The organism is Empedobacter sp. GD03861 (genome assembly GCF_029840885.1).
GTDB classification, from domain to species: domain Bacteria; phylum Bacteroidota; class Bacteroidia; order Flavobacteriales; family Weeksellaceae; genus Empedobacter; species Empedobacter falsenii_B.
Genome location: NZ_JAOCDJ010000019.1, coordinates 1 through 25,570 on the forward strand (window position 1 = coordinate 1; position 25,570 = coordinate 25,570).

Consider the following 25,570-nt stretch of genomic DNA (forward strand, 5'->3'; position numbering starts at 1 on the left):
TAATGACTTGGCTATTTATTATCATCGAAAGGTAGAAGAAGGGAAAAATAAAATGTCTGTTTTAAATGCTGTTAGAAATAAAATTATTCATCGGATTTATGCACTAATTAAAAATCAAAATATTTATAAAAATAACTTGGTTTTGTCATAGAAATCAGAATGACTTATCATCTTTCAAAAATCTTTAAGAAATCTAAAACCTTAAACATTTAGAAAAGAAAAATTTCTGAATTCAGCAAACAATCATCTAGCTTAAATTAATATAAAAACTAAACAATCAACTACATTTAGTTTAATTCAACAAACTATCAGTTTTATTTATCCTAAAAGTTTTGTTAGGAACGAGAATTGCTACAACTTTGTATACATTAAATAAAGAGTGAAATGGCAAGTTCAATCAGAACATTAAATCCTGCTACAGGTAAAATCGAAAAAGAATTTCAAGCCTACACAAGCGAAGAAATCAATCAATATATAGACGACGCAAACGAATTATATCAAACATGGCGATTCGAATCTTTCGAAGAAAGAAAAGCTGTTATGAACCGTGTTGCAAACGAAATGCGCAAGCAAAAAACTCGATTAGCTGCTTTGATTACAACAGAAATGGGAAAACCATTGTATGAGAGCGAAATCGAGATTGATTATAGTGCAAATATCATCGAATATTACGCTGATAATGCAGAAGAATTCTTGGCAAATGTTCCTTTACAAACAGAAAAAGGTGACGCTTATGTGGTTTCAGAACCTATTGGTGTGTTATTAGGTGTCATGCCTTGGAACTTTCCTTTTTCTCAAATTGCACGTTTTGCTGGGCCTCACATTATGGCTGGTAACACAGTTGTTTTGAAAACGGCTTCTAATATTCCGCAATGTGGAATCGCTTTCGAAGAAATGTTTACTGCTGCTGGCGCTCCAAAAGGTTTGTACAAAAACTTATTGATGTCAGGAAAAGACACAGATTCGATTATTAATAATCCAAAAATTGTTGGTGTATCTTTAACTGGTTCAGAAGTTGCTGGTGCAGAGGTTGCAAGTATCGCTGGTAAAAATGTAAAACCTTCGGTTTTAGAACTTGGTGGTTCTGATCCAATGATCGTTTTGAATGATGCGGATATCGAAAAAGTGATGAACGGAACCATTAACGGTCGTTTACGTAATGCTGGACAAGCTTGTACTTCTTCGAAACGTATTATAGTACAAGAAGGTATTTACGATGAATATTTGAAAAAAATTACGGACTATATAAACGGAATGAAAGTTGGCGACCCTACACATGCTGACACCAATATGGGACCTGTAAGTTCGGAAAGCGCGTTAGAAAAATTATTGGATCAAATTAATGATTCAGCTAATAAAGGAGCAACAATTGTTTCAGGAGGAAAACGTATTGATCGTGATGGGTTCTTTTTACAACCAACAATTTTAACAGATTTAAAACCTGGAATGAAGGCCTATGACGAAGAAGTTTTTGGACCTGTAGTTTGTATTTGGAAAGTGAAGGATGTAGAAGAAGCAATCAAAATTGCGAATGATACGCCTTACGGATTAGGTGCTTCTATTTATACAGAAGATGTTCCGAATGCGGAGAAAATCGCTCGTAGAATAGATTCGGGAATGGTTTACGTAAACAAACAAGTTTCTTCAAGCCCAGATTTACCTTTCGGTGGTGTGAAACATTCGGGTTACGGACGCGAACTTTCTAAAGCTGGAATTATGGAGTTTATCAATAAAAAATTAATCATGATTGCGAAATAATTTTTCAATCATTAATCAAATTATACAAAAAAAATGCAACTTTTATGAAGCTGCATTTTTTTTATTGAATAAACCCTTGTTTTTGTTCCATTTGGTCAATTTTGAAAAGAATTAAATCACGCATAATTTTTGCTCTATTTTTTGCTTCATTTGCTATTTCTCCTTCAAATTTTTCGTCAATTATTCCGTACCACAATTCAATCCAACGCTCGAAATGATGCGGTTTTAATTTCTCTTTCTGACTCAAAACCAAATGTGTTCGCATTGGCCAACCTTCAAAAGTTGCTTTTCCTAATAAAACAGTTTCCCAAAACTGAATCATATGCGGCAAATGTTCGTCCCAATTTACCTTTGCAACTTCCGAAAAAAAGTAACCAATGACATCATCTTTTTGCACTTTATCGTAAAACGTATTTACCAATAAAGCAACATCTTCTGAAGTTTCGATATCTTTTTTCATTAAAACAAATTTACAAAGAACTTAATTCAATTCATCAATGTTTTTAATCACGAAAAAATGCAGTAATTTTACAGTCTCATAAAAATGAATAGAATTGGATAGCAATAGACAACAAAAAGTAAGTAAATTATTTCAAGAAGAATTAGCAGAAGCTTTTAGAAAATGGGCTGTAAAGGAATTCCCTGGAAATTTGATTAGTGTTACAGAAGTAAAAGTAACACCAGATTTGAGCGTTTCTAAAATCTATGTAAGTATTTTTCCAAGTACTCAAAAAGACGAAATTTTCAAAGAAATTAGAGTGAATACACCATTATTTAGAGGAATTTTATCAAAAAGTGCTTCTAAACAAATGCGTATTACACCAGAATTAATTTTCATTTTAGATAATTCGTTAGACGAAATGGATAAAATCGACAAAGCGCTAAGAGGAGAAGGAAATAATCCAATCTTATAATGAGAAACATTTCACTTTACATTGCGAAACGCTACATTTTTTCGAAAACGAATACAAACGCCGTAAACATTATTACATCGATTGCTGTTGGTGCTATTTTGGTTGCTACAGCGGCTTTGTTTATTATTTTATCCGTTTTTTCGGGATTAGAAAAAATGAATTTAAAGTATTATAGCAATGTAAATCCTGAAATTAAAATATCACCTTCGAAAGGAAAAGTATTGGACAGTTTAACTTTTGTTGTGGATCAATTGAAGCAACAAAAAGATGTCAAAGCTTTTTCTAAAATCATCGAAGAAAAAGTCTACATCGATTACAAAGGAAAGCAAGATATTGCCTATTTGAAAGGTGTTGACGAAAATTTCACCAAAATTACACGTTTAGATACGGTAATTTATGGTGGACAATATTTAGACTTTAATCGCGATGATAATTTTATTGTTTCGAATGGAATTGCAGAGCGTTTGCAACTTTATATCGATCCGATAACGCCAGCAGATTTGATGATGCCAAAAGCTGGAACAGGTCTAATAAAACAAGAAAGCGATGCTTTTACACGCAAAGATGCGTACAGTGTTGGCGTGTTTATTTTGAACGAACAATACGACAAACACATATTTACGACTTTAGGTTTGGCGCAAGAATTATTGTTGTTAAACGAAAATCAATGTTATTCAATTGAGGTAAAAACGACTGGAAAAAAATCGTTTAACGAAGTAAAAATTCAACTTCAAAAAATATTAGGTTCTCATTATAAAATCGAAACCAGACAAGATTTAGATTCAGCTTTCTTGAAAGTAATGAATATGGAAAACTTAATCAGTTATTTGATTTTCACGTTAGTCATTATCATTGCATGTTTCAATTTGGCAGGAACAATTATTATCTTGATTTTGGATAAAAAGAAAGAAATTCAGACGATGTATAGTTTTGGATTATCACGAAAAAATATTCGTAATATTTTCTTCCAAACTGGTTTTATTATCACCTTTATTGCGATGACAACAGGTTTATTAATCGCCTCTGTTATTGGATTATTACAAATAGATTTTGGTTTGGTTATGGCTTCGCCAACTGTTCCGTTTCCATTTATCTTTTCTGTCGAAAACTTTGTTGCAGTTATTGTAACTGTTTTAGGTTTGGGAAGCTTGGTTTCGTGGATCGTTTCCAGACAAGTGAAATAAAAAATATTAAGACATAAAAAAAGCTTGAAGAAATCTTCAAGCTTTTTTTATACTTTAATCCCACCTATTCCAACGAATATAATTTGGTTTTGAGAAGTCGAAATCCATCATTTGGAAATCTCTATTATCTAATAAATTTGTCTTGATTAGATTATCACCTTGTCCAGGAATTGAAGGATAATACGACAATGAAAAACGAATATTATTAAACACAAAATAATCATTTGTCAACATCACACCCAAACTAAAACGCGAATAAATTGGGTTATTATTCAGTATAAATTTTTTGTTATCTCCAATTGCCGCAACCATCGCATTGAAAAATGGCGAAATACGAAATCCTAAAAACTCGTAAGGCGTATAAGATTGCAATTGATACTCGAACATTAATTTCTGTTGACCTGTTAATCCTCTATCCGATTTGAAACCTGCCATTCCCAAATAATCATGTTCATGAAGCGAAAGTTGATCCGCAGGAGAATCTAAAAGATCATGTCCCAAAAGATAATTAGTTTTCATGAAGTTTCTGAACTTCCATTTTCCCCAATTTATCAACTTTGCCATATATTGTAATTCTACAGACAGCGTTTTTTGTTCAAATTTTCCTTTATTAAAAAATCCTCCAAACTCAACTCCAAATCCCCAAAAACCGGTATTTAAAAAACCTCCAGCAGAAGCTTTTCCGCCAAGATAATAACGATCAGTTTGACGAATATTTTGAATTCCTCCTATAATGCCCAATGATTTCCCTATCGCAATATCTTCTTCAATATCATAATTGAAAATATATTTTGTTTTGATATATCGTTTTGAAGAAATTCCTATCCCTACTAAATAATTCGTTTGGTCAGAAAAAAAGTTCACAGGATCGTTTTCTGGAGTTGGTGTTTCGGTATAAGATCGATCATAAAATCGCCCTGAAACAATAAAATTGGTAATATTTTCTGAATGACCATCATCAATTCTAAACGCTCTTGCCAACCAATAATCTTGGTAATTATATTTGAAATGGTTATCAACCAAAATAGGTTTTTCGAAATCTAATGAATCTTTAAAATACACTTGTCCAACCGAAACTCCACCTGCATAATGTGCTAATGGCGAATAAAAAGGTCGTACAAAACTGATTGATTTTGTATAATGATTATCTTCATTTTTGAAATAACGTACATTCCCAATAATTCGAGTTTGGGCAATATTTGGAACCGTATAATTAAATTGATATAACGAATTTCCTGTTTTGTAATTGTGACGGTAACGATTATCAAACACATGTCCTAAACCTAAAAAATTTCGCTCTCTAATGCGAATTCCAGCTTTTGAACTCGAAACCGAACCTGTAATAAACATACTCCAAGAGTCAATTGAATTGACATATAAATCAACCGAATCATTCCCGACAGCTTCTTCCTTAATCTCTACTCGACGAATAGAACGATTGGTACGTATTAAACGCTCAGATTCAGCTGCTTTTACAGAATCATATTTATCTCCTAGTTTCAGCAACATATTTTGACGCAACACAAATTGCTTAGATTTCCCGTGTAGTGTATTTCCAGTTCTTTCAATCCATTTTGTCGGTTTTCTTGTCGTGTCCTGCAAAGAATATCCGAAAGGGTCTTGTGTTTTGTAGTAAATATTTCGAATAATTTTTCCTTGATATTTTCCATCACCTACATTATTATTGGGCAGAATAGGAAAACTCGTTGGTTTTTTCTTGAATAATAATTTTTGGTAAAACTTTCTAAACTTAGAATGATTTTTATTCTCAATTCTAACTGTATCAATTTTGACACTATCTTCTTGAGCATTAACAACTATGGATAAACTAAAAAATAGTAATCCAAAAAAAGTTAATAATATAGTTCTTTTTTTAAGCACACGTCAAGTTATAAAAGTCTAACCGCTTTTACAAATCTAGTTTTCCAATAATTTTCATCAAGGGAAGAAATGATGACACCTTTCGAAGTTGAAGAATGTACAAAACTGATTGATCCGTCATGATTAATACTTTCTACAATACCTACATGAGAGATTGAATTTCCTGAAGTATTAAAAAATATTAAATCACCTATTTTAACATTTTCGATTGTAATTTCTTTTCCATATTCAGCTTGATCACTCGAACGACGAGGCAATTCTAAATTCATTTCCTTGAAACTTACATAAACCAGTCCCGAACAATCGAAACCTGTTTTCGTAACTCCACCATATTTGTAAGGTGTTCCTAAGTAAGATTTTGCCGTTTTTAGAATTTTATTTATATCACGAGGCGCACTATCATCAGCATTTTTAGAACGAAAAACCTCTGTAGATTCGTTTTTTTTGGAAGAAGTATAAACTTTTTTAGAACCAGTTTTCTTATACGAAGTTACTTTACTACTTCCACAAGACGTCAAGAATAAACTTGCGATAATAATTGTTGTAAGGTATATGTGCTTCTTCATTTTCGATCCAGTTTTCTTCAACAAATTTTCAACGAATAAATTTACTAAATATTATCTTGCATCACCTCTGTTAACAATTGTTTGGCTCTTAAAAGACGAACTTTAACATTTGGTAAGGTCAAATTGAGTTCTTCAGCAATCTCTTTGTATGTTTTATCTTCGATATAACGCAATTCTATAATTTTTTGATAAGGTTCTCTCAATTTTGCAATAGCTTTTATCAGCGTGTCATTATCTTGTTTTAAAATCAAATGTTCTTCTGGCGAAGGATGATCTTCTAAAATTTCTAAAAAATTGGTTTCATCATCAAGAGAAATATTCAGTTTTGGAGATCTTCTGATATGATCAATCATCGTATTATGTGCGATAGAAATTACCCAAGTCGTAAAGTCAAAATCTTCGTTATATAATTTCAATTTTGTAAAAACCTTCGTAAACGTTTCTATAGCGATATCTTCGGCTTCTTCTTCGTTTCTAATCTTAGAAAATACATAATGATAAACTTTGTTCCACAAAACCTCTATCACTGCGTTCTGAGCATTTCGTTTCCCTTTTTTAGCTTCTAAAATTATGTCCTCTAATGTCATTTACTAAATCAATTATGATAAATATAACAAAATATATAGTATAAAAAAAGCTTCAATAAAAATATTGAAGCTTAAAATCTGTAGACCCACAGGGATTCGAACCCCAACTAGCGGCACCAAAAACCGATGTGCTACCGTTACACCATGGGTCTGTCCATGATTATTATGTTAAAATTGAAAAGAAAAAATTGTAGACCCACAGGGATTCGAACCCCAACTAGCGGCACCAAAAACCGATGTGCTACCGTTACACCATGGGTCTGACTAAATTTTATTTCAATTTTTGCAACTTTTCTCTTAACTAGGTTAGATAAAAATGCCTCAACAATTGCTTATCGAGGCATAAGACTTTTGTAGACCCACAGGGATTCGAACCCCAACTAGCGGCACCAAAAACCGATGTGCTACCGTTACACCATGGGTCTATGTCTTAATTGCTGTGCAAATATAGAAAGGTTTTTTAATTCACCAAAACTAATTTTACAAGTTTTTAGCTAAAACAGACGTTTTATGTGATAAGCTATTGAAAATGAATTTTAAAAAATGATTAAATTTTTTACATTTTTTTTATCAAAGCTTCATACGGATGATTTCGTTCTTGAATTTACGTTTCAAATCTTGTCCACAATCAAAAATCATTTGCTCATTTGATGGAAATGGAGCTGGTCTTCTACCAATCATATTTATATAATCTCGATCCAAAGAACGTCGATCTCCTTTGTAAGTTCCGTAAGAATCTCTAAAAATAAACTGACTTGCTAAGTTTTTAGAATCAATGGCTTGTTCTTTTTGATTATCGATCAAATAATATCTCGCTGTAATTGCAGCTTCTTTGATACGTTGTACTTCTTCGAATCTACTTTTTACTGTAATATAACGATCTACCATCACGGGTTTTCCGTCTTTATCTTTTACCACTACTCCATTTTGCACCAATTCTTCTTTACCATCAACAATTTTTTTCTCAAAATTATGCACCTCAATTTTTTCTCGTTCAGGTGAAACATTTATCGTCTCAAAACTTAATTGAATTACATAATCATACGAGCTATTTAGTTTTCCTGTGTAAAATTCAGTCCAATTAGAATCCAATCCATATGAGTTAAAATCTAACAAATCTTTCTCTAGTAGTTTAGGAATAACAACTTCGGTGTTGTTTACCAATTGTACCAAAACTTTATACATTCCGTTTGTGCGAGCGGTATTCATCAAACTACGAGTATCTTTATAATTAGAATAAACACTTTCTAAAACTTGAAACTTTTGATAGGCCGTTTGCGCATTCAATTTTCCTCCTTGATTTAAAAAAGATTTTGCATCATCGTACAAAAATTGCGCATATTTTTCTTGAATCGTTTTATAAGCTGCTGAATAATCTTTGGTTTTGAAATTATAGGTTTTCCCGCTAATCGATCTTCCATCAATTCCAGCAATCGTTTTTTGTCTTTCTTGCAAACGATTAATAATTTGATACGCTTCCTGATATTTAGAAGGATTAGTCAACGTTTCAATTTGTTTTAATCTATTTTCATCTTCTTGCTGTCCTTTATGATAAGCTTCAAAAATTAATGGAACATATTTGATTCCATTTTTCTCCGATGGATTTTTGAAATAAGCTTGTGTAGATTGCTCAAAAGCTTGCTTAAAATTACCAGAAACTAATGCTGAATTCGCCGTTTTGTACGAATTGCAAGCTGTAAATAGTAAGATTGTAAGTGTTAAAGCAAGTAATTTTACTTTCATATGCGTCTAAATATGGTTTTTCCTAAGAAAAAGAAAATTGAGATAGTAATATTGTTGCTATAAATAAAGTTTTTTTCATAATAGTAAGTGTTTAATTTATTTCTAAGTTAATCTTTAAAATTATAAAAAAATAAATTTAACAATTTTGTCAAATTATTTGACGAATTCAATTGAATCTTCAGCAAGCCAATCAATACGAACGAGAGATTCTACTCTCACTCCCTGATCTATCAATCTCTCTCTTCCTTCTTGAAATGATTTTTCAATGATGAATCCCATTCCTACCAAATCAGAACCTGCTTGTTTTATTAAACTTTTAACACCTAAAGCTGCATTTCCATTCGCTAAAAAATCATCAATAAAAATAACATGATCATTTTCATTCAAAAATTGACTACTTACGCAAACATCGTACGTTCGGTCTTTCGTGAATGAATACACTTGCGACGCATAAAAATCTGCCATCGTTTTAGGTTTTGCTTTCTTCACAAAAACAACAGGCAAATTCAATTCTAATCCAACCATAATCGCTGGTGCAATGCCACTCGCTTCGATTGTAATGATTTTATTAATGTTTAAATCCGAAAATCGCTGGACAAATTCCAACGCAATTGCTTTCATCAGAACAGGATCCATTTGGTGGTTGATAAAACTATCAACTTTTAGAATTCCACCATCGAAACTTTTTCCATCCTTCAGAATTCTTTCTTTTAAAAGTTCCATTTAATATTTAGTTTTTTAAAGTTTACATAGAAAAAAAGCCAGCACATTGGCTGGCTTTGATATATTTTTTAGCTTATTCCCACTCGATTGTTGCTGGTGGTTTTGAGCTGATATCGTAGGCTACACGGTTAATTCCTTTTACCTCATTGATAATTCTATTCGAAACTAATTCTAAGAATTCGTAAGGTAATTTTGACCAAGTTGCTGTCATAAAATCAATCGTATTTGCAGAACGAACAACCGCCGTATATTCGTACGTACGCTCGTCTCCCATTACACCAACAGATTTTACAGGTAATAAAACCACGAAAGCCTGAGAAACTTCGTCGTATAAATTATGTGCATAAAGCTCGTCAATAAAAATTTGATCTGCTTCTTGTAAAATTCTAACTTTTTCTTCGTCTACTTCACCTAAAACACGAATTCCTAAACCTGGTCCTGGAAATGGATGACGGTAAACTAATTCGCGAGGAATACCTAATTCTACTCCAACTTTACGAACCTCATCTTTGAATAATTCGCGTAATGGTTCTAATAATTGAAGTTTCATATCTTCTGGTAATCCACCAACATTGTGATGCGATTTGATTGTTGCAGAAGGTCCTTTTACAGATTGCGATTCGATTACATCAGGATAAATAGTTCCTTGTGCTAAGAATGCTGCATCTTCAAATTTATTTGATTCTTCATCAAAAACAGCCACGAAATCTTTACCAATTGATTTACGTTTTGCTTCTGGTTCATCGATACCTTTCAAGTTTGTTAAGAAACGTTCTGAAGCATCTACCATTTTGATGTTCATGTTGAAGTGCTTTCCGTAATTTTCCATTACTTTTTTCCCTTCATCTTTTCTCAATAAACCAGTATCAACAAAAATACACGTTAATTGATCGCCAATTGCACGATGAATTAAAACCGCTGCAACAGAAGAATCAACACCTCCTGAAAGTCCTAAAATCACTTTTTTATCACCAACTACTTCTTTTATACGAGCAATTTCTGTTTCGATAAAATCTTTTAAAACCCAATTCTTTTCAGCCTGACAAATATTGAAAACAAAGTTTTCTAACATTGTTGAACCATATTCTGAATGTGTAACTTCTGGGTGAAATTGTACCGCAAAAATATTTTTATCTTCGTTTGCGATTGCTGCAATATCTATATTTGATTTTCCTGAAATTGTAAATCCTATTGGCGCTGTCATCACTTCATCGAAGTGACTCATCCAAACTGTAGATTGTTCTGGAACTCCTGCGAATAAACTGTTTTGAGCTAAAACTGTTAATTCAGATTTTCCATATTCTCCTTTTTCTCCTTTCTTAACTTCTCCACCTAATAAATGCGAAATCAATTGCATTCCATAGCAAATTCCTAAAACAGGAACGCCCATTTCGAATAATTCTTTTTCTACCAAAGCGGCTTCATCTCCAAAAACTGAAGAAGGTCCTCCTGATAAAATAATTCCTTTTGGATTGTGTTTTTTGATTTCTTCGATCGAAGTGTTGTAGGGAATAATTTCTGTATAAACTCCAAATTCTCGAATTCGGCGCGCGATTAATTGATTGTATTGCGAGCCAAAATCTAAAATAATAATTCCTTGCGTCATTGTGTTTGTCTTTGTGCAAAATTAAGTGAAATTCGGCGCAATCACAATTTTATTCACGTCATTTTTCATTCTTTTAGGTAGATTTTTATAGTTTTCCAAGAACTTAATATTTTCATAACTTTAAAACCGATTAATCGAAATAATTTTACCTTGAAAAAACAATTCATCATGAAAAAAATTATATTTACTGCCTTAACAACCTTTATGCTTACAAACATGGCAAATGCTCAAAAAATTATTGCTCATCGTGGTTATTGGGACACCGAAAACAACGCAAAAAATTCGATTAAATCATTAAAATCTGCACAAGAAATTGGTGCTTATGGTTCTGAATTTGATGTATTAATTAGTGCTGATGATGTTTTGATGGTGAATCATGATGATCATTACCAAGGTCATACAATCGAAACTACAAATTCTTCTCTTTTAAAAACGTTGAAATTAGCTAACAACGAAAATATGCCAACTTTAGAAGAATATTTTGAACAAGGAAAAAAGAATAAGAATGTCAAATTAATTTTCGAATTAAAACCTCACTCATCAAAAGAAAATGAAGATCGTGCAGTAAAAAAAGCGATTGAAATCATCAAAAAACATAAAGTAGAAAAACAAGTTGAAATCATTTCATTTAGTCAAAATATTTGTGATGAATTTAAGAAATTAGCACCAAAATTTCACGTTTCTTATTTAGCCGGAGATTTGTCTCCTCAAGAAGTAAAAGAGAGAAATTGGAATGGAATTGATTATCATTACAGCATTTTTCAGAAAAATCCTACTTGGGTGAAAGAAGCGAAAAACTTGGGATTATTGGTTAATGTTTGGACAGTTAACGACCCAAAAGTGATGCAAGAAATGATCGATATGAAAGCTGATTATATTACAACTGACAAACCTTTGATTTTAAAAGAAATTTTGACTAAATAAATTAGTATATTTAGCGGAATAAGAAATCATTTTATGCCTCAACTTAATTCATTCGAAATCTATTCATTTACAACATTGAACCAAATTCATAAAGAGTATATTTTTAAAATTTGGAACAATGAATATCCTATTAATCTGACTTTTGAGAGTTTACAGGACACCGAAAATTATTTGAATAGTTTGATTGATGCAAAACATTTTTTTGCTGTAGATGAAAACAATCAAATGCAAGCTTGGGCGGTAATTTTTGAAAGAGATTATGAGAAATGGTTTGCAATAATTGTGGATAGCGAATTGCATCAAATTGGTTTAGGACGTAAAATTCTTAATCGATTAAAAACATTTTCGACAGAACTAAATGGTTGGGTAATCGACCACGAAAAAGATACAAAAGCAAATGGAGAGCCTTATCGTTCTCCGTTGGCTTTTTATATGAAAAATGATTTCAATTTACTTCCTGAAACTCGTTTAGAGTTAGATAAAATTTCTGCAGTTAAAATTAATTGGAGAGAGTAATAAAAAAAGAGAAGCTTATTAACTTCTCTTTTCTATTTTATTCTCCTAAAACCTTTTCCAAATCAGTGCTTCCTTGTATATTTCGCATTTGTCGCTCGATATGACTAGCGCGTCTACTGATAAAAGACGAAGGCGGATTCACATTATATTTTCGAGGCAATGGCAAAGCTGCTGCAATTCGAGCCGCTTCATTTTTAGTTAAATCTTTAGCAGGCTTATTAAAATAATATTCAGAAGCTGCTTCAACACCAAAAACACCAATTCCCATTTCAGAAGTATTCAAATACATTTCTAAAATACGTTGTTTGCCCCAAATTTTTTCGATCATAAACGTAAAATAAACTTCCAATCCTTTTCTCAACCAAGAACGACCTTGCCACAAAAACACATTTTTCGCGACTTGTTGAGAAATCGTAGAACCTCCACGAAGTTTTTTACCTTCTTTATTCTTTTCAATCGCTTCCTGTATTCCATCCATATCAAATCCATTGTGCACAGGAAATTTTTGATCTTCAGAACCAATTACAGCCAATTTTATATTTCGTCCCATTTCGTCATAGGAAATATAATCGCGCTTAAATTTTCCTTGTTCAAAACCTTGCTGAACTTGCGTAATCGTGAACGGCGGATTAATCCACTTTAACACAACAATGTATACAAGATGAGCTACAAAAAGATAAATTACAACCTTACGAATAAATTTAAACATTTTATTTCTTTAAATTATGAAAGCAAAGTTATACGATTTATTGAATTTTGAAAATAAAAAAAGCTCCAAAAATGGAGCTTATATTTCTATTCTTTATTTTTTCTCAACTTTCGTTGAACCAGATGCCGGAGCTAATTTTTCTTTTGCAACATCTTTCACATTTTTCAAGTCAACGTTTACAGGCTCAATCAATGATTTTGTAGGACTTTCGTTTCCTCTGTGGCACATTACACATGTTACAACATTGATCATTTCAGGATTTTTTGCATTTTCCCAATTGAAATTTTTTGCGTTTATATCACGTGTCATCACAATCATATGACGTGCAAATTCCTTTTCTTTTTTTGCATCACTTGCAAAATCCATCTTTTTCGTATCTGGATTTTCGGCGTGGCAAAAATTACATTTCACTCCTAAAGCAGCATTATATCCGCGCATCAAACCTTTCAAACTATCTTCTGAAATGTTTTGTGGTAACACTTTTAGGTTTTTCCATTCTGAACTTGAAATTGCTTTTCCTGTGTCAATTTGGCGAGAAGTTGTAAACGAAAAGATACTAAACATCAACGCTAAAACTCCCAAAGAAGCTATTATTCTATTTGTTTTCATTTGTAATAATTTTGTTTATACAAGGTAAAACAAATCTTAAACCGAATAAACCCTTCAGAAAAATTTGGAATAATTTTAAATAAAACCTTTAATGAATTAAAAATAAATCAATTAAAATCTCCAAACTAATAAACGCGAAATTTTATTCCCTTGTTGCATATTTACAATTCGGTAATCTCTTACTTTTTCACGTTTTAAAATTCCTTCTAAAATTCGAACATTTTCTTTCTTAGAAACCAATGTTGTAAACCATTTTACTTGATGTTTATAGTCTGCACTTTCTTTTATCATTTTCGTGATAAACAGACGCTCTCCTCCTCTACACCAAAGCTCAGAATTATTTCCACCAAAGTTCTGAATTGGTTTTTGATCAGATTTTTGCCCCAAGTTTTTCAGTTTACGCATTGTTTGTTCCATCACTTCTTGATTTGATCTAAAAAATGGAGGGTTACAAATTGTAATATCAAATTTTTCGCCTTGTTTGATGATATTTTTGAAAATATTGTTTGGATTAAATTGCATTCTAATCTCAACTTTGTTACGTAATCGAGCATTTTTCTTGACAATTTCTTCCGCATTTTTGAAAGAAGCATAATCCAACTCTGCACCAACAAAATTCCAATCGTATTCGTAATTTCCAATAATCGGATAAATACAATTCGCACCAACACCAACGTCCAAGACTTTTACATCTTTTCCTCGCGGAATTACTCCATCGAAACTTTCGCCCAAAATATCGGCAACGTAATGAATATAATCGGCGCGACCAGGAATTGGCGGACACAAATTATCTTTTGGCAATTCCCAATAATCGATGTCATAATATGTTTTCAACAACGCTTTGTTCAACGCTTTTACAGCTTCTCTATCCGAGAAATTAATCGTTGGTTCGTTCTCTTTATTGGGTTTGATATATTTGGAAAGTGGCGAATAAATCGCACACAATTTTTCGAAATTATAAGGCGCTAAATGACGATTGCGCGAATGTAATTTTTTTAATTTACTCTTCTTTTCGGGAGTATCCATACAAAAATATTTATGCAAAAATAAGACAACCTTTGCAGTTTTCTGCAAAGGTTGCTTTTGATTTCGATTATTTAAGTTGTTTTTGTAGCGTTTCGATTTGTTTCAAAAGATGATGAATCACTTCTAAACCTTCTAAATTAACGCCCAAATTATAATGAAATTCAATAAATCGTTCGATTAATTTCAAATCATTTTCTTCGATAAAATATTCTTGGTTACGTTCATGCAAAACAACCAAATCATTTTTGTACAAATCAATCACAAATTGAGGTTCAATCTGATGATATTTACTAAACTGAATAACAGATATCGTTACATTTTTCATGGTTTTAAGCTTTTTTAAGTGAACGTAATTTCTCGAATAATTCTTTCTCTTCTGCTGATAAATTAGTTGGAGTTTTTACAGAAAATGTCACATACAAATCTCCAAATTGATCATCTTTCTTATAAATTGGCAAACCTTTTCCTTTCAATTTTACCTTTTTATTATTTTCCGTTCCTTCTTTTATCGGAACTTTTACTTTTCCAGAAAGCGTATCAACCATTGCTTCTCCACCCAAAATTGCATCGTATAAATCGACTACAATAGTAGTAGATAAATCTGCTCCATTCACTTCAAACGAGGTATTATTTTCGATATGAAACGTGATATACAAATCTCCATTGGGTCCATTGTTATAACCTTTTCCTCCGTGACCTTTTATCTTAATCGTTTGTCCATCTTCTACTCCAGCCGGAATTGTAATTCGAATATTTTTACCATTCACCGCAAAAGTTTGTTTGTGCGAAGTCAATGTATCTGTCAAATTTAGTGTCAAACTGGCATTAACATCTTGCCCTTTATAACCTGTTGATCTACTCCTTCCTTCGCGTCCAAACATCGAACTGAAAAAATCTGAATAGCCATCGAAATCACCAAAACCTTCAGCTCCATCAAAATCGCTATTACTATATTGATATTGTTGCTGTTGTTGCTGACGAGCTTTTTCATATTCTTCACCATGTTGCCAATTTTCTCCATATTTATCGTATTTTTTACGTTTTTCTGGATCGCTCAACACTTCGTTTGCTTCATTTAATTCTTTAAATTTCTGTGCAGCTTCATCGTTATTTGGATTAAGATCGGGATGATACTTACGTGCCAATTTCCGATAAGCTTTTTTTATCTCATCTTGTGATGCGGTCTTTTGCAGACCTAATGTTGTATAATAATCTATAAAAGCCATAGTAATAATAAGTTTGTGTGGTAATTTAATCAAAATCAGTTCCAATTTTTTCAAAACTGACAATACGACTTATTCTTTTTATTCATTATAAAATTTTTAATATTTTATCTAAAATGAATAAATTTATTATGATTAATTTATAAATTTTCAAAAATAATTTGGATATATTCAAAAAAAACAATTATTTTTCATTTATAAAAGAAAGTTATGAATAGAAAAAATTTTTCGAAAAATATATTAATTGGATCGGCGGTTGGTGACGCATTAGGAGTTCCAGTTGAGTTTAAAAGTAGGCAATATTTACAACAAAATCCTGTCACAGATATGATGGGTTATGGAACATACAATATGCCTCCTGGCACTTTTTCTGACGATAGTTCGATGATGTTTTGCTTGGCTGAATCGTTGTGTAATGGTTATAATGTGAATGATATTGCAGAAAAATTTCAGATGTGGATGCACGAAGGTTATTGGACGGCTGACGGAGAAGTCTTTGATGTTGGAATTTCTACACGAAAAGCAATAAATCGTTTACGAGTTGTAAAAAATCCAATTGAGGCTGGTTCTACATCCGAATCTGATAATGGAAATGGATCGTTAATGCGTATTCTTCCTTTAGCAATTTTCACGAAAGATTTATCGATTGATGAACGCTGTGAAATCGTCAAAGAAGTTTCTTCTATCACGCATGCGCACAATCGTTCTGTTTTGGCGTGTATTTATTATATTGAATTTGCGTTGAACGTTTTAGATGCCGAAAATCTAGAAGAAGCTTATCTGAACACAAATTTTTGGTTAAAATTATTCTTAGAAGAAAATGAAATTTATAAAAATGAATTTACATATTTCGAACGAATTTTAAGTGGAAAACTAATTGATTTAAAAGAAGATGAAATTAAATCAACTGGTTATGTCATGGATAGTTTAGAAGCTTCTATTTGGTGTTTGCTACATACAAGTTCGTATAAAGATTGTGTTTTGAAAGCGGTGAATTTAGGACATGATACCGATACAATTGCTTGTATTGCTGGTGGAATTGCAGGGATTTATTATGATGCAGAAACAATTCCGACCAATTGGATTGAACAATTGGCGCGAGTGAATGATATTTTACATTTAGCAGAACAATTGGAAGAAAAATATGAATTTTAGAAAGCTTGAACTATTCTAAATTCACCAAAAACATTTTCGTAAATTTGCAAAATGGAAAGTCAAAAAAATAATCCATTACACGGAAAACGTTTAGACGATATTATCGAAGAATTAGTAATTTATTACGGCGGTTGGGAAGGTTTGGGAAATCAAATTAACATCAGATGTTTTAATGATAATCCAAGTTTGAAATCATCGTTGAAATTTCTTCGAAAAACAGATTGGGCACGTGCAAAAGTAGAAGAATTGTACATTAAGAAAATTGCAAAATAATGAGTGCAACTATTCTTGAAGAAAAGATTTTTATTGATTCTGAGCTCTTAACCAATATCGAAGAAGAAAGTCAGGTTATTATACATTGTTGTATGGCGGCAGATGAATATGCAAATGCTGCACGTATTTGGCCTTCTACTTTTATTATTGATAATCAATCAGGAAAACGTTGTCAATTGGTTTTTGCGGACGGAATTACAATGTATCCAAATTGGACGTATATCGAAGAAGGTTCGTCTCTTCATTTCACTTTAATTTTTAATGGTTTGCCCAAAAGTTGTCAATCATTTGATTTAGTCGAAATTATTCCGCAAGCTGGAGGATTTGAATATCGAAAAATAAATCGAAATAAAAGCGATGTTTATCACGTCGAATTTTCAGAATAAATTAAAAAAAATGCGTTTCATTTGAAACGCATTTTTTAATAATATAAACTGTATTTTTTATTGAATTACTCCAATATCATTTCGATAATATTCGTAATCAAAATGTACTTTTTTGATGTTTTCGTAAGCAGTTTCACGTGCTTCTTCTAATGTATTTCCTAATCCAACTATGTTGATTACGCGTCCACCAGAAGTAACAATTTGTTCACCTGATAATTTTGCACCAGCAATAAAATTAGGACAAGTTACATTTTCTAAACCACGAATCTCAAAACCTTTGTCGTAATTTCCTGGATATCCTCCCGAAACCATCACCACACAACACGCATGTTGATTTTTGAAAGTCAAGTCAAAATCTTCTCCTTTAATTGCTTTATTTACAACCTCAGCCAAATCATTTTCTAACAAAGGTAAAGTTGTTTGCGTTTCTGGATCGCCCATTCTTAGGTTATATTCCAACAAATAAACACCTTTTGTTGTAATCATCAATCCAAAGAAAATAACACCAGCAAACTCTGATCTTTCCTTAATTAAACCACATTTTGTTGGCTCCATAATTTCTTCTTCGAACATTTTGAAATGCTCTTCCGTAAACAATGGATTTGGAGCGATAACGCCCATTCCACCAGTATTAAGACCAGTTTCTCCTTCACCAATTTTCTTGTGATCTTTTGCCGAAACAAATGGAACGATTTTTTTCCCGTTAAAGAAAGACAAAATAGAGGCTTCAAAACCTTCTAAATATTCTTCAATAACCACTTCGTTTCCTGCATCACCAAAGGTTTTATCTTCCATGATATCCAAAACAGCTTGTTTTGCTTCTTCAAAATCTTGGCAGATAATAACTCCTTTTCCAGCCGCTAAACCAGAGGCTTTCACTACAATTGGATAATCTTGTGTTTTCAAATAATCAATCGCCAACATTGGTCCTTGAAAATTTTTATATTTTGCTGTTTTCACACCATATTTATCCATAAAATCCTTCGCAAAAGCTTTAGAAGCTTCTAATTGCGCAGCTGCTTTATGAGGTCCAAAAACATTTAAATTCTCTTTCTGAAAAATATCAACGATACCTTCTGCTAATTCAGCTTCTGGTCCAACAAAAGTTAAATCGATTTGATTTTCTTTCGCGAAATTTTTCATTTCTTCAATCGAAGAAACTGAAACGTTTGTTCCGATTTGAGCTGTTCCTGCATTTCCTGGAATAAAAAACAATTCTAAATCTTGTCCTTTTTGCTTGAAATCTTCAGCAAACTTCCATCCTATTGCATGTTCACGACCACCTGAACCGATTACTAAGATGCGAGTTGCGGTTTGCGATTCGCGGTTTGCGCTATTATTTTGTTCCATTGTTTTAATTTTTTAATGAAAAATGAATAATGATAAACGAAAAATCTATTTAGAATTTAAACTTGCTTTAGCCGTTTTAATAGAGCTGACTAATATTGCGATTAATTCTAAATTAAGTTTTTTCAGATTTGTATATATATTATTTTCAATCAAATTTGAATCATTTAATAAATCTAACCAATATAACGATTCGTTTGCCTCTTTTAGCGAAATACTCATTTTATTGATAAAATCTTTCTTTGATTGAGCAAATTCAGCTTCTCGAATAAGAGCACCAATTGCTGTTCCAGATCTCATTAATTGTCTTCCTAAAATATATTCACTTTTATTTTGAATAATATTTCTTGAAAGTTTAATAATTTCTAAAGCAAAATTATAACTCTTATCTTTCAAAACATTTTTCATTATTCACTTTTAGTTTTTAATAATAATTGAAAATCCTATTCTCGATACATTTTCTACGAAAACACTCGAATTGACGAATTTTCAAATTAGCACATTAACTAATTATCAATTAGTGCATAAAATGTCTCATTCCTGTGAAAACCATTGGAATTTCGCGTTCGTTACAAGCATCAATAGATTCTTGATCTTTAATTGATCCACCTGGTTGAATAATTGCTTTAATTCCATTTTCTGCTGCAAAATCTACTACATCACGGAAAGGGAAAAATGCATCAGAAGCTAAAACTAAATCTTCTTCCACTTTTTCTTTTGCACGAGCAATCGCTTGTTGAGCTGCCCAAATGCGGTTTGTTTGACCTCCTCCGATTCCGTAAGCTTGACCATTCGTTGCTACAACAATCGCGTTAGATTTTACCCATTTTACAATTTTTTGAGCAAAAACTAAATCTGTCATTTGACGATCAGTCGGTTGAGCTTCTGTTACTACTTTAAGATCTGTTGAAAACTGATTATCTGTAGACTGAACAATTAGTCCTCCATCAACTTTTACATAAGTAACTTTATCCGACACAGGATTCTTCACTTTGATGATACGTAAATTTTTCTTTTGTTTAAAAATTTCTAACGCTTCTTCTGTAAATGAAGGTGCAATTACAATTTCTAAGAAAATTTTATTTAATTCAACCGCAGTTTTTCCATCAACTTCTCTATTGAAAGCGATGATTCCACCGAAAATTGACATTGGATCACATTCATACGCTTTTTCATAAGCTTCTAAAACATTCTCTCCAATTGCCACTCCACAAGGCGTTGAATGTTTCACTGCACAACAAGTTGTTTCCTCAAATTCTGAAACCACTTTATAAGCCAAATCCATATCACGAATATTGTTGAAAGAAAGTTCTTTTCCTTGTAAATATTCGAAATCTTTCATTGCGCCATTTTTCGTTTTATCAACATAATAAGCTGCTTTTTGATGTGGATTTTCTCCATAACGTAAATCCATCACTTTCTCGTAAGAAGACTCTAAAAATTGAGGAAAATCTTCTCCTAAAATGTAAGTAGAAATCGCCGCATCATAAGCAGAAGTTAAGTTGAATACTTTACCAGCACATAATTTACGCGTTTCGATAGAAGTTGAACCATTCTCACGAATTTCATTCATCACTACTTCATAATCATTCACATCCGTTACAACTGTTACATCATAAAAATTCTTTGCAGAAGAACGTAACATTGATGGACCACCGATATCAATAAATTCAATCATTTCCGCTTCAGAAAGACCTGTATTCATCTTTTCGAAGAAAGGATAAAGATTTACAATAACGATATCAATTGGGTTAATTCCATGTTCCGCAATTGTTGCCATATGATTTTCGTCCGAACGACGCGCCATAATACCACCATGAATTGCAGGATGTAAAGATTTTACGCGACCATCTAAAATCTCAGGAAAACCAGTTACATCTTTTACTTCTGTAACTTCGATTCCGTTGTCTTGTAAATGTTTGAATGTTCCTCCAGTTGATAAGATTTTGTAATCTTGTTCAACCAAGAATTTTGCAAATTCTAACAAGTTCGACTTGTCCGAAACACTTATTAGCGCTTGTTTTTGCATTGTGTTTAGTTTTTAAAGTTTATTGTTTGTTTACTATTTTATTGGAAATGAAAAACCTCAATGTACACAACATTGAGGCATTCTATATTTTATGCTTCGCTGATTTGCTTGATTGCCTTAATGTAGATTTCACTTTCTACCTCAGCAACTTTACGCTGTAAATCTGCTACTTCATCACCTTCTTCAATTTCAAAAATTCCTTGACAAATAATTTGTCCTTCGTCTACACCAGCCGTTACAAAATGTACAGTTGCTCCTGATGTTTTTTCACCAGCTTCTAAAACTGCTTTGTGAACTTTCGCGCCATACATTCCTTTTCCACCAAATTTTGGTAATAATGCAGGATGAATATTAATCATTTTCGAGCCCCATTTCGAGGTAAATTCTGGAGATAATATGGTTAAAAAACCTGCCAAAACAATAAGGTCGATTTCTTCTCCTTCTAAATTATGTTCAGCATCTTCCGAAAAAGTTTTTCGGTCTAAGACATACGTTCGGATATCTTTATCCAACGATCGTTCTATTGCATAACAATCTCGGTCTGCCATTACCATCGAAATCTCGACATTTGGTAACGTTCCGTCTTCAACTGCATCAATAATATTTTGAAGATTTGTTCCGCCACCGGAAACAAATACAGCTATTTTCATGTTTGTTTGTAAGTAATCTTGTTTGTTTTACAAAGATAAGATTTTAGTTGATGCAAGTCGAAAAATATAACGTGGATTTAATCTATTTATTAATGATTTATTCACAATTAAAAACAAGAAAGGCTATCTCAAATTGAAATAGCCTTTTGAAAATATTTTTTAGTGCCCTTGAGTTCCGTCAACTCCATGTGCGTGTCCGTGAGATAATTCTTCCTCAGTTGCTGGACGAACATTAAGAATTTCAACTTCAAATTCTAATGTTTTTCCTGCCATTGGAGGATTCAAATCTGCAATTACAGCCTCTTCTGTCACTTCTACAACTGAAGCACGGAATTGATTTCCTGCATCATCAGTCAAAGGTAAAATTGCTCCAACTGGTGGCAATCCAGATTCTTTGAACATATCTAAAGGTAATTGAGCAACAGCTTCTTCTACTCTTTCACCGTATCCTTCTGCTGGAGTAATTACGAATGATTTTTTATCACCAATTGTTAATTCTTTTAATTCTTCTTCAAATTTTGGAATCATCATTCCAGCTCCAAATAAAAAAGTTAATGGCTCTTCTGTATTTGATTGTTCTACAAATACTTTTTCACCATTCGCTTCGATGGTATGTAATGAGTAGTTTACTGAAACTACATTATTGTTTTCTATTGACATAAATTGTAAATTATGGATGCTTTTAAAAAGCGTTCATTTTTAATACTTATCTTTTAACAACAACTATTCCTTTCGAATAATTTGACCAATTTTGTCAGTTATTTAGATTTTTGAACTGACAATTTTTATTTAATCTATAAAAAGTAATGCTTTTTTGATGTCTTCATAACCAATTTCACCATTGAAATAATCATAAATTGGTTTTAAAACTTTATTCTCTTCAAATTCGATTTCACTATACGCTAATCGAACTTTATCAATAATTTTATCAGAAGGTTTAAATTTTGAATAATCCAAATCAGGCTCACTTTCTTTGATTTTACCAATATGATCGACAATTGCTGAAGTAGTTAAACCTCTTTTCTCTGCGATTTGATCCAAAGACAAACCTTCTTTCACATATTCTAATGTAATTTCGTAAGTCGATTTCTTTTGTCCTTTTTCTTTGGTTTTATTCTTTTCGATATTTTTTGCAATTTGTTTTTTATCCAAAGTTCCACCAGAATATCGGATAAAAGCAGCCCAAGAGTTTTGCAATTCTTTTTCATCTAGAAACTCATCCATTTCATTCGATAAAACCTGAAAACGTCTATCTGCCTTCATTGCAAGTGAATCAATTTCTAAAGCTGTTTGATTCAATCCGTGTAACATCAACGAATTTAAATCTCGTAAACGTGAAAGTGCAACATACCCTTGTCCTTTTTCGAACGCTTTTGATAGATCTATAAACGCAGAATCTAACGTCATTCCTTGCGATTTATGAATTGTAATCGCCCAAGCCAAACGCAGCGGAACTTGTGTGAATGAAGCCAATGCTTTTCCGCTTTCGTCCTCTATTGCCCACGTTTCTGGTTTTGCAACGTAAAATTCTCCATCTAATGTTTTGATAATTGGCTCATCTTTTTCAGTATACCCCGAAACATTTCCAAGCGTTCCGTTTACAAAACCAACTTCGAAATTGTTACGAACAAACATCACTTTCGCTCCTATCTTCAATTCTAAAACTTCTTCTGCTAAAACAGATTTTTTAAGAACCTCAACCAAAGCTGGATTTCCCGCAACTTTTGCTTCAAATGTTTTGGAAGAAGAATCAATATTAATCAATTGACCTTTATTAATTCGGTCCACATCCATATTATGTGTATACAAACGAGTTTGTGAATCTATTTCATCTGGAAAATATTCGATTCGAGTTTCTAATAAATCAACTGTTTTTTGCGAAATATTCCCCGAACGAATTTCATTCAAAATATCATTCAATGCATTATTTGTTTGACGATATTGCTCTGTCAAATAACAAATATGCACTTTTGCTTGAACCCAAGCATCGGACATAAAACAGAATTTATCTTTCGATTCTTCCCACTCTTCACCAATCGGCGGTAACTGGAAAAAATCACCCGAAAAAATTACTTGAACACCTCCAAAAGGTTCATCGTTTTGTTTGAAAAACTTCAAAACATAATCAACCGCATCCAACTGATTTCGGTGCAGCATCGAGATTTCATCAATAATTAAGACTTTTACTTTGTCCATTTTATCTCGGAAATATTTCTTGTCGCGAAGCGAAGCCAAATATCGATCAGAAACATAATCTTTTATTCCAATTCCAGCCCAAGAATGTATCGTTTGACCATTCATGTGCGTCGCAGCAATTCCCGTAGAAGCCGTTATAGCAACAGGAACGCCATGTTGTTTAAGATATTGAATGTATTGATTTAACACATAAGTTTTTCCGGCACCCGCAGAACCTGTTAAAAATACATTTCGACCAGATTTTAGAATTGCCAAAGCCTTTGATTGTTGCATAACTTATGAGTGAATTTGGAGTTTTTTGAATGAAATGCAAAGATACGAAGATTGAATGAGGTGAGGAAATGCTTAATAAATTAAAAAAAAGAAAATGAATTAACTTTAAAAGCTATTGTATTTTAATTAAGCTTTTTTATTTAAGAAAAAAACTACAAAATTTTATAACAAGGATCAATCTTAATCAAAAACAAATAATCCCAAAAAATAAAAAAACCGGATAAGAAATCTTATCCGGCTTTTTTAAACTATTTAATCTACTATTTCAATATAATTTTGTCAGCACCTTCTTGAATTTCTCCAATCAACGCACTTCCATCAATAATATTCAATACTTTTTCAGCATCAGTTTGGTCAACGATGACAACCATTCCAACACCCATATTAAATGTTCCAAACATTTCGTTTTCTGCAATTCCTCCGCGTTTAGCTAATTCTTGCATCACTGTTGGTACATTTATTTTTGCTTTTTCTATTACAGCAGTTAATCCGTCATTTATAATACGAGGAACATTCTCGATTAATCCACCTCCTGTAATATGAGCAATTCCAGACATTTCGATTCCAGCATCTTTGATTTTGAAAATATCATTTTGATATAATTTTGTTGGAACTAATAATGTTTCGAACAAAGGTTTACCTTCAAATTCTTCGTTAAAATCTGGGAAAACTTTACGAACCAAAGAGAATCCATTCGAATGGAAACCACTTGATGGTAACGCAATAATTACTTGTCCAGCTTTTATTTTAGAACCATCGATAATTTCATCTCGTTCTACTACTCCAACACAAAATCCAGCAACATCATAATCACCAACTTGGTACATTCCTGGCATTTCTGCTGTTTCTCCACCAATTAATGCTGTTCCAGTTTCTTTACACGCTTGTGCAATTCCACCTACAATTTCTGCTGCGATATCAGAATCTAATTTTCCACAAGCTAAATAATCTAAGAAAAATAATGGTTTTGCTCCATGACACAAAATATCATTTGCACACATCGCGAAACAATCAATCCCAACTGTATCGTAAACTTTAGAATCTAAAGCCACACGTAGTTTAGTTCCTACACCATCGGTTCCTGATACCAAAACAGGATTTTTGTAACCTCCTAATTGGTAAAATGCACCAAAACTTCCAATTCCATTCAACACGTTTGAATTGTGTGTTGCTGCAACTGCATCTTTAATTTTCGATACCGTTTGATAACCTTCTTCCTTATCTACTCCGGCTTGTTTATATGTATTGCTCATTTTAATTATGATTTAGTTTTTCGAAATACGAGATTCGAA

Annotated in this window: 27 protein-coding genes and 3 tRNA genes; 8 read left to right on the forward strand and 22 right to left on the reverse strand. The window is 32.3% G+C overall.

What is annotated here, in order from left to right; translation table 11 throughout:
- Window positions 1-384 precede the first annotated feature (384 nt).
- The gene (locus N5D03_RS09750) at window positions 385-1,758 is read left to right on the forward strand and encodes an NAD-dependent succinate-semialdehyde dehydrogenase (RefSeq protein ID WP_280051520.1); all 1,374 of its coding nucleotides are present in this window, start codon (window positions 385-387) and stop codon (window positions 1,756-1,758) included.
- A gap of 61 nt (window positions 1,759-1,819) precedes the next feature.
- Here N5D03_RS09750 and N5D03_RS09755 read toward each other — a convergent pair whose 3' ends face one another.
- A complete protein-coding gene (locus N5D03_RS09755; RefSeq protein ID WP_019975256.1) occupies window positions 1,820-2,218 on the reverse strand; it encodes a group III truncated hemoglobin in 399 nt (132 codons plus the stop codon).
- A 94-nt stretch (window positions 2,219-2,312) separates the two neighbouring features.
- On the opposite strand from N5D03_RS09755, the gene rbfA reads away from it, so the two are divergent.
- Both rbfA and N5D03_RS09765 read left to right on the forward strand, forming a co-directional pair.
- Complete coding sequence (rbfA, locus tag N5D03_RS09760) at window positions 2,313-2,672, forward strand: 30S ribosome-binding factor RbfA (protein ID WP_038334637.1); 360 nt, start codon at window positions 2,313-2,315, stop codon at window positions 2,670-2,672.
- A complete protein-coding gene (locus tag N5D03_RS09765) occupies window positions 2,672-3,856 on the forward strand; it encodes an FtsX-like permease family protein (protein WP_219034704.1) in 1,185 nt (394 codons plus the stop codon). Before rbfA ends, N5D03_RS09765 begins: the two co-directional genes overlap by 1 nt.
- A 54-nt stretch (window positions 3,857-3,910) precedes the next feature.
- On the opposite strand, the gene N5D03_RS09770 is transcribed toward N5D03_RS09765, so the two are convergent.
- The 9 genes from N5D03_RS09770 to guaA form a co-directional block, all read right to left on the reverse strand.
- The gene (locus N5D03_RS09770; protein WP_280048984.1) at window positions 3,911-5,737 is read right to left on the reverse strand and encodes a hypothetical protein; all 1,827 of its coding nucleotides are present in this window, start codon (window positions 5,735-5,737) and stop codon (window positions 3,911-3,913) included.
- Window positions 5,738-5,745: 8 nt separating this feature from the next.
- A complete protein-coding gene (locus N5D03_RS09775) occupies window positions 5,746-6,303 on the reverse strand; it encodes a C40 family peptidase (RefSeq protein ID WP_038334631.1) in 558 nt (185 codons plus the stop codon).
- A 44-nt stretch (window positions 6,304-6,347) separates the two neighbouring features.
- Window positions 6,348-6,890 carry an RNA polymerase sigma factor gene (locus N5D03_RS09780; RefSeq protein WP_038334626.1) on the reverse strand — a complete coding sequence of 181 codons (543 nt, stop codon included), beginning with the start codon at window positions 6,888-6,890 and terminating at the stop codon, window positions 6,348-6,350.
- 81 nt (window positions 6,891-6,971) lie between these two features.
- Window positions 6,972-7,042 (reverse strand) — tRNA-Gln (locus N5D03_RS09785).
- Window positions 7,043-7,081: 39 nt separating this feature from the next.
- Window positions 7,082-7,152, reverse strand: a tRNA-Gln gene (locus N5D03_RS09790).
- A 92-nt stretch (window positions 7,153-7,244) separates the two neighbouring features.
- Window positions 7,245-7,315: transfer RNA gene (locus N5D03_RS09795), tRNA-Gln, on the reverse strand.
- A gap of 145 nt (window positions 7,316-7,460) precedes the next feature.
- The gene (locus N5D03_RS09800) at window positions 7,461-8,633 is read right to left on the reverse strand and encodes a hypothetical protein (RefSeq protein ID WP_115001283.1); all 1,173 of its coding nucleotides are present in this window, start codon (window positions 8,631-8,633) and stop codon (window positions 7,461-7,463) included.
- A gap of 153 nt (window positions 8,634-8,786) precedes the next feature.
- The gene (xpt, locus tag N5D03_RS09805; RefSeq protein WP_115001284.1) at window positions 8,787-9,356 is read right to left on the reverse strand and encodes a xanthine phosphoribosyltransferase; all 570 of its coding nucleotides are present in this window, start codon (window positions 9,354-9,356) and stop codon (window positions 8,787-8,789) included.
- 73 nt (window positions 9,357-9,429) lie between these two features.
- Window positions 9,430-10,962 (reverse strand): glutamine-hydrolyzing GMP synthase, encoded by a 1,533-nt coding sequence (guaA, locus tag N5D03_RS09810; protein WP_280051521.1) that lies wholly within the window; start codon window positions 10,960-10,962, stop codon window positions 9,430-9,432.
- 168 nt (window positions 10,963-11,130) lie between these two features.
- Between guaA and N5D03_RS09815 the strand changes: the two genes are divergently transcribed.
- Together N5D03_RS09815 and N5D03_RS09820 are read left to right on the forward strand one after the other, a co-directional pair.
- Window positions 11,131-11,886 (forward strand): glycerophosphodiester phosphodiesterase family protein, encoded by a 756-nt coding sequence (locus N5D03_RS09815; RefSeq protein ID WP_280051522.1) that lies wholly within the window; start codon window positions 11,131-11,133, stop codon window positions 11,884-11,886.
- Between the two features lie 33 nt (window positions 11,887-11,919).
- Window positions 11,920-12,402, forward strand: a complete 483-nt coding sequence (locus N5D03_RS09820; protein ID WP_125349031.1) for a GNAT family N-acetyltransferase — start codon at window positions 11,920-11,922, stop codon at window positions 12,400-12,402.
- 37 nt (window positions 12,403-12,439) lie between these two features.
- On the opposite strand, the gene mtgA is transcribed toward N5D03_RS09820, so the two are convergent.
- The 5 genes from mtgA to N5D03_RS09845 form a co-directional block, all read right to left on the reverse strand.
- Window positions 12,440-13,111: a monofunctional biosynthetic peptidoglycan transglycosylase gene (mtgA, locus tag N5D03_RS09825; RefSeq protein ID WP_125349030.1), complete on the reverse strand. Its 672-nt coding sequence runs from the start codon at window positions 13,109-13,111 to the stop codon at window positions 12,440-12,442.
- A 93-nt stretch (window positions 13,112-13,204) separates the two neighbouring features.
- On the reverse strand, window positions 13,205-13,720 hold the full coding sequence (locus tag N5D03_RS09830) for a c-type cytochrome (RefSeq protein WP_280051523.1): 516 nt from the start codon (window positions 13,718-13,720) through the stop codon (window positions 13,205-13,207).
- Between the two features lie 111 nt (window positions 13,721-13,831).
- A complete protein-coding gene (gene rlmF, locus N5D03_RS09835; protein ID WP_114999549.1) occupies window positions 13,832-14,746 on the reverse strand; it encodes a 23S rRNA (adenine(1618)-N(6))-methyltransferase RlmF in 915 nt (304 codons plus the stop codon).
- Window positions 14,747-14,813: 67 nt separating this feature from the next.
- Window positions 14,814-15,071, reverse strand: coding sequence for a chaperone modulator CbpM (locus N5D03_RS09840; RefSeq protein ID WP_125349027.1), 258 nt, complete (start codon window positions 15,069-15,071; stop codon window positions 14,814-14,816).
- 4 nt (window positions 15,072-15,075) lie between these two features.
- The gene (locus N5D03_RS09845) at window positions 15,076-15,972 is read right to left on the reverse strand and encodes a J domain-containing protein (RefSeq protein ID WP_280051524.1); all 897 of its coding nucleotides are present in this window, start codon (window positions 15,970-15,972) and stop codon (window positions 15,076-15,078) included.
- 207 nt (window positions 15,973-16,179) lie between these two features.
- On the opposite strand from N5D03_RS09845, the gene N5D03_RS09850 reads away from it, so the two are divergent.
- The 3 genes from N5D03_RS09850 to N5D03_RS09860 are packed head-to-tail and all read left to right on the forward strand — an operon-like array spanning window position 16,180 to window position 17,783.
- Entirely contained in the window at window positions 16,180-17,124 is a 945-nt protein-coding gene (locus tag N5D03_RS09850; RefSeq protein WP_114999545.1) for an ADP-ribosylglycohydrolase family protein, read from the forward strand.
- Between the two features lie 51 nt (window positions 17,125-17,175).
- Window positions 17,176-17,397, forward strand: a complete 222-nt coding sequence (locus tag N5D03_RS09855) for a VF530 family protein (RefSeq protein ID WP_038332359.1) — start codon at window positions 17,176-17,178, stop codon at window positions 17,395-17,397.
- Window positions 17,397-17,783: a hypothetical protein gene (locus N5D03_RS09860; protein ID WP_114999543.1), complete on the forward strand. Its 387-nt coding sequence runs from the start codon at window positions 17,397-17,399 to the stop codon at window positions 17,781-17,783. The genes N5D03_RS09855 and N5D03_RS09860 overlap by 1 nt, the downstream gene beginning before the upstream one ends.
- A gap of 57 nt (window positions 17,784-17,840) precedes the next feature.
- Here the strand turns inward: N5D03_RS09860 and purD are convergent, their stop codons facing one another.
- The 7 genes from purD to purM form a co-directional block, all read right to left on the reverse strand.
- On the reverse strand, window positions 17,841-19,133 hold the full coding sequence (gene purD, locus N5D03_RS09865) for a phosphoribosylamine--glycine ligase (protein ID WP_125349024.1): 1,293 nt from the start codon (window positions 19,131-19,133) through the stop codon (window positions 17,841-17,843).
- Between the two features lie 45 nt (window positions 19,134-19,178).
- Window positions 19,179-19,538 carry a four helix bundle protein gene (locus N5D03_RS09870; protein WP_280051525.1) on the reverse strand — a complete coding sequence of 120 codons (360 nt, stop codon included), beginning with the start codon at window positions 19,536-19,538 and terminating at the stop codon, window positions 19,179-19,181.
- 109 nt (window positions 19,539-19,647) lie between these two features.
- Window positions 19,648-21,159 carry a bifunctional phosphoribosylaminoimidazolecarboxamide formyltransferase/IMP cyclohydrolase gene (purH, locus tag N5D03_RS09875; RefSeq protein ID WP_280051526.1) on the reverse strand — a complete coding sequence of 504 codons (1,512 nt, stop codon included), beginning with the start codon at window positions 21,157-21,159 and terminating at the stop codon, window positions 19,648-19,650.
- An 89-nt stretch (window positions 21,160-21,248) separates the two neighbouring features.
- On the reverse strand, window positions 21,249-21,809 hold the full coding sequence (purN, locus tag N5D03_RS09880; protein WP_038332368.1) for a phosphoribosylglycinamide formyltransferase: 561 nt from the start codon (window positions 21,807-21,809) through the stop codon (window positions 21,249-21,251).
- Between the two features lie 159 nt (window positions 21,810-21,968).
- Window positions 21,969-22,469 (reverse strand): peptidylprolyl isomerase, encoded by a 501-nt coding sequence (locus N5D03_RS09885; RefSeq protein ID WP_038332370.1) that lies wholly within the window; start codon window positions 22,467-22,469, stop codon window positions 21,969-21,971.
- A gap of 129 nt (window positions 22,470-22,598) precedes the next feature.
- Window positions 22,599-24,278 (reverse strand): helix-turn-helix domain-containing protein, encoded by a 1,680-nt coding sequence (locus tag N5D03_RS09890; protein WP_280036522.1) that lies wholly within the window; start codon window positions 24,276-24,278, stop codon window positions 22,599-22,601.
- A 260-nt stretch (window positions 24,279-24,538) separates the two neighbouring features.
- Complete coding sequence (purM, locus tag N5D03_RS09895; protein ID WP_114999539.1) at window positions 24,539-25,531, reverse strand: phosphoribosylformylglycinamidine cyclo-ligase; 993 nt, start codon at window positions 25,529-25,531, stop codon at window positions 24,539-24,541.
- Between the last annotated feature and the right edge of the window lie 39 nt (window positions 25,532-25,570).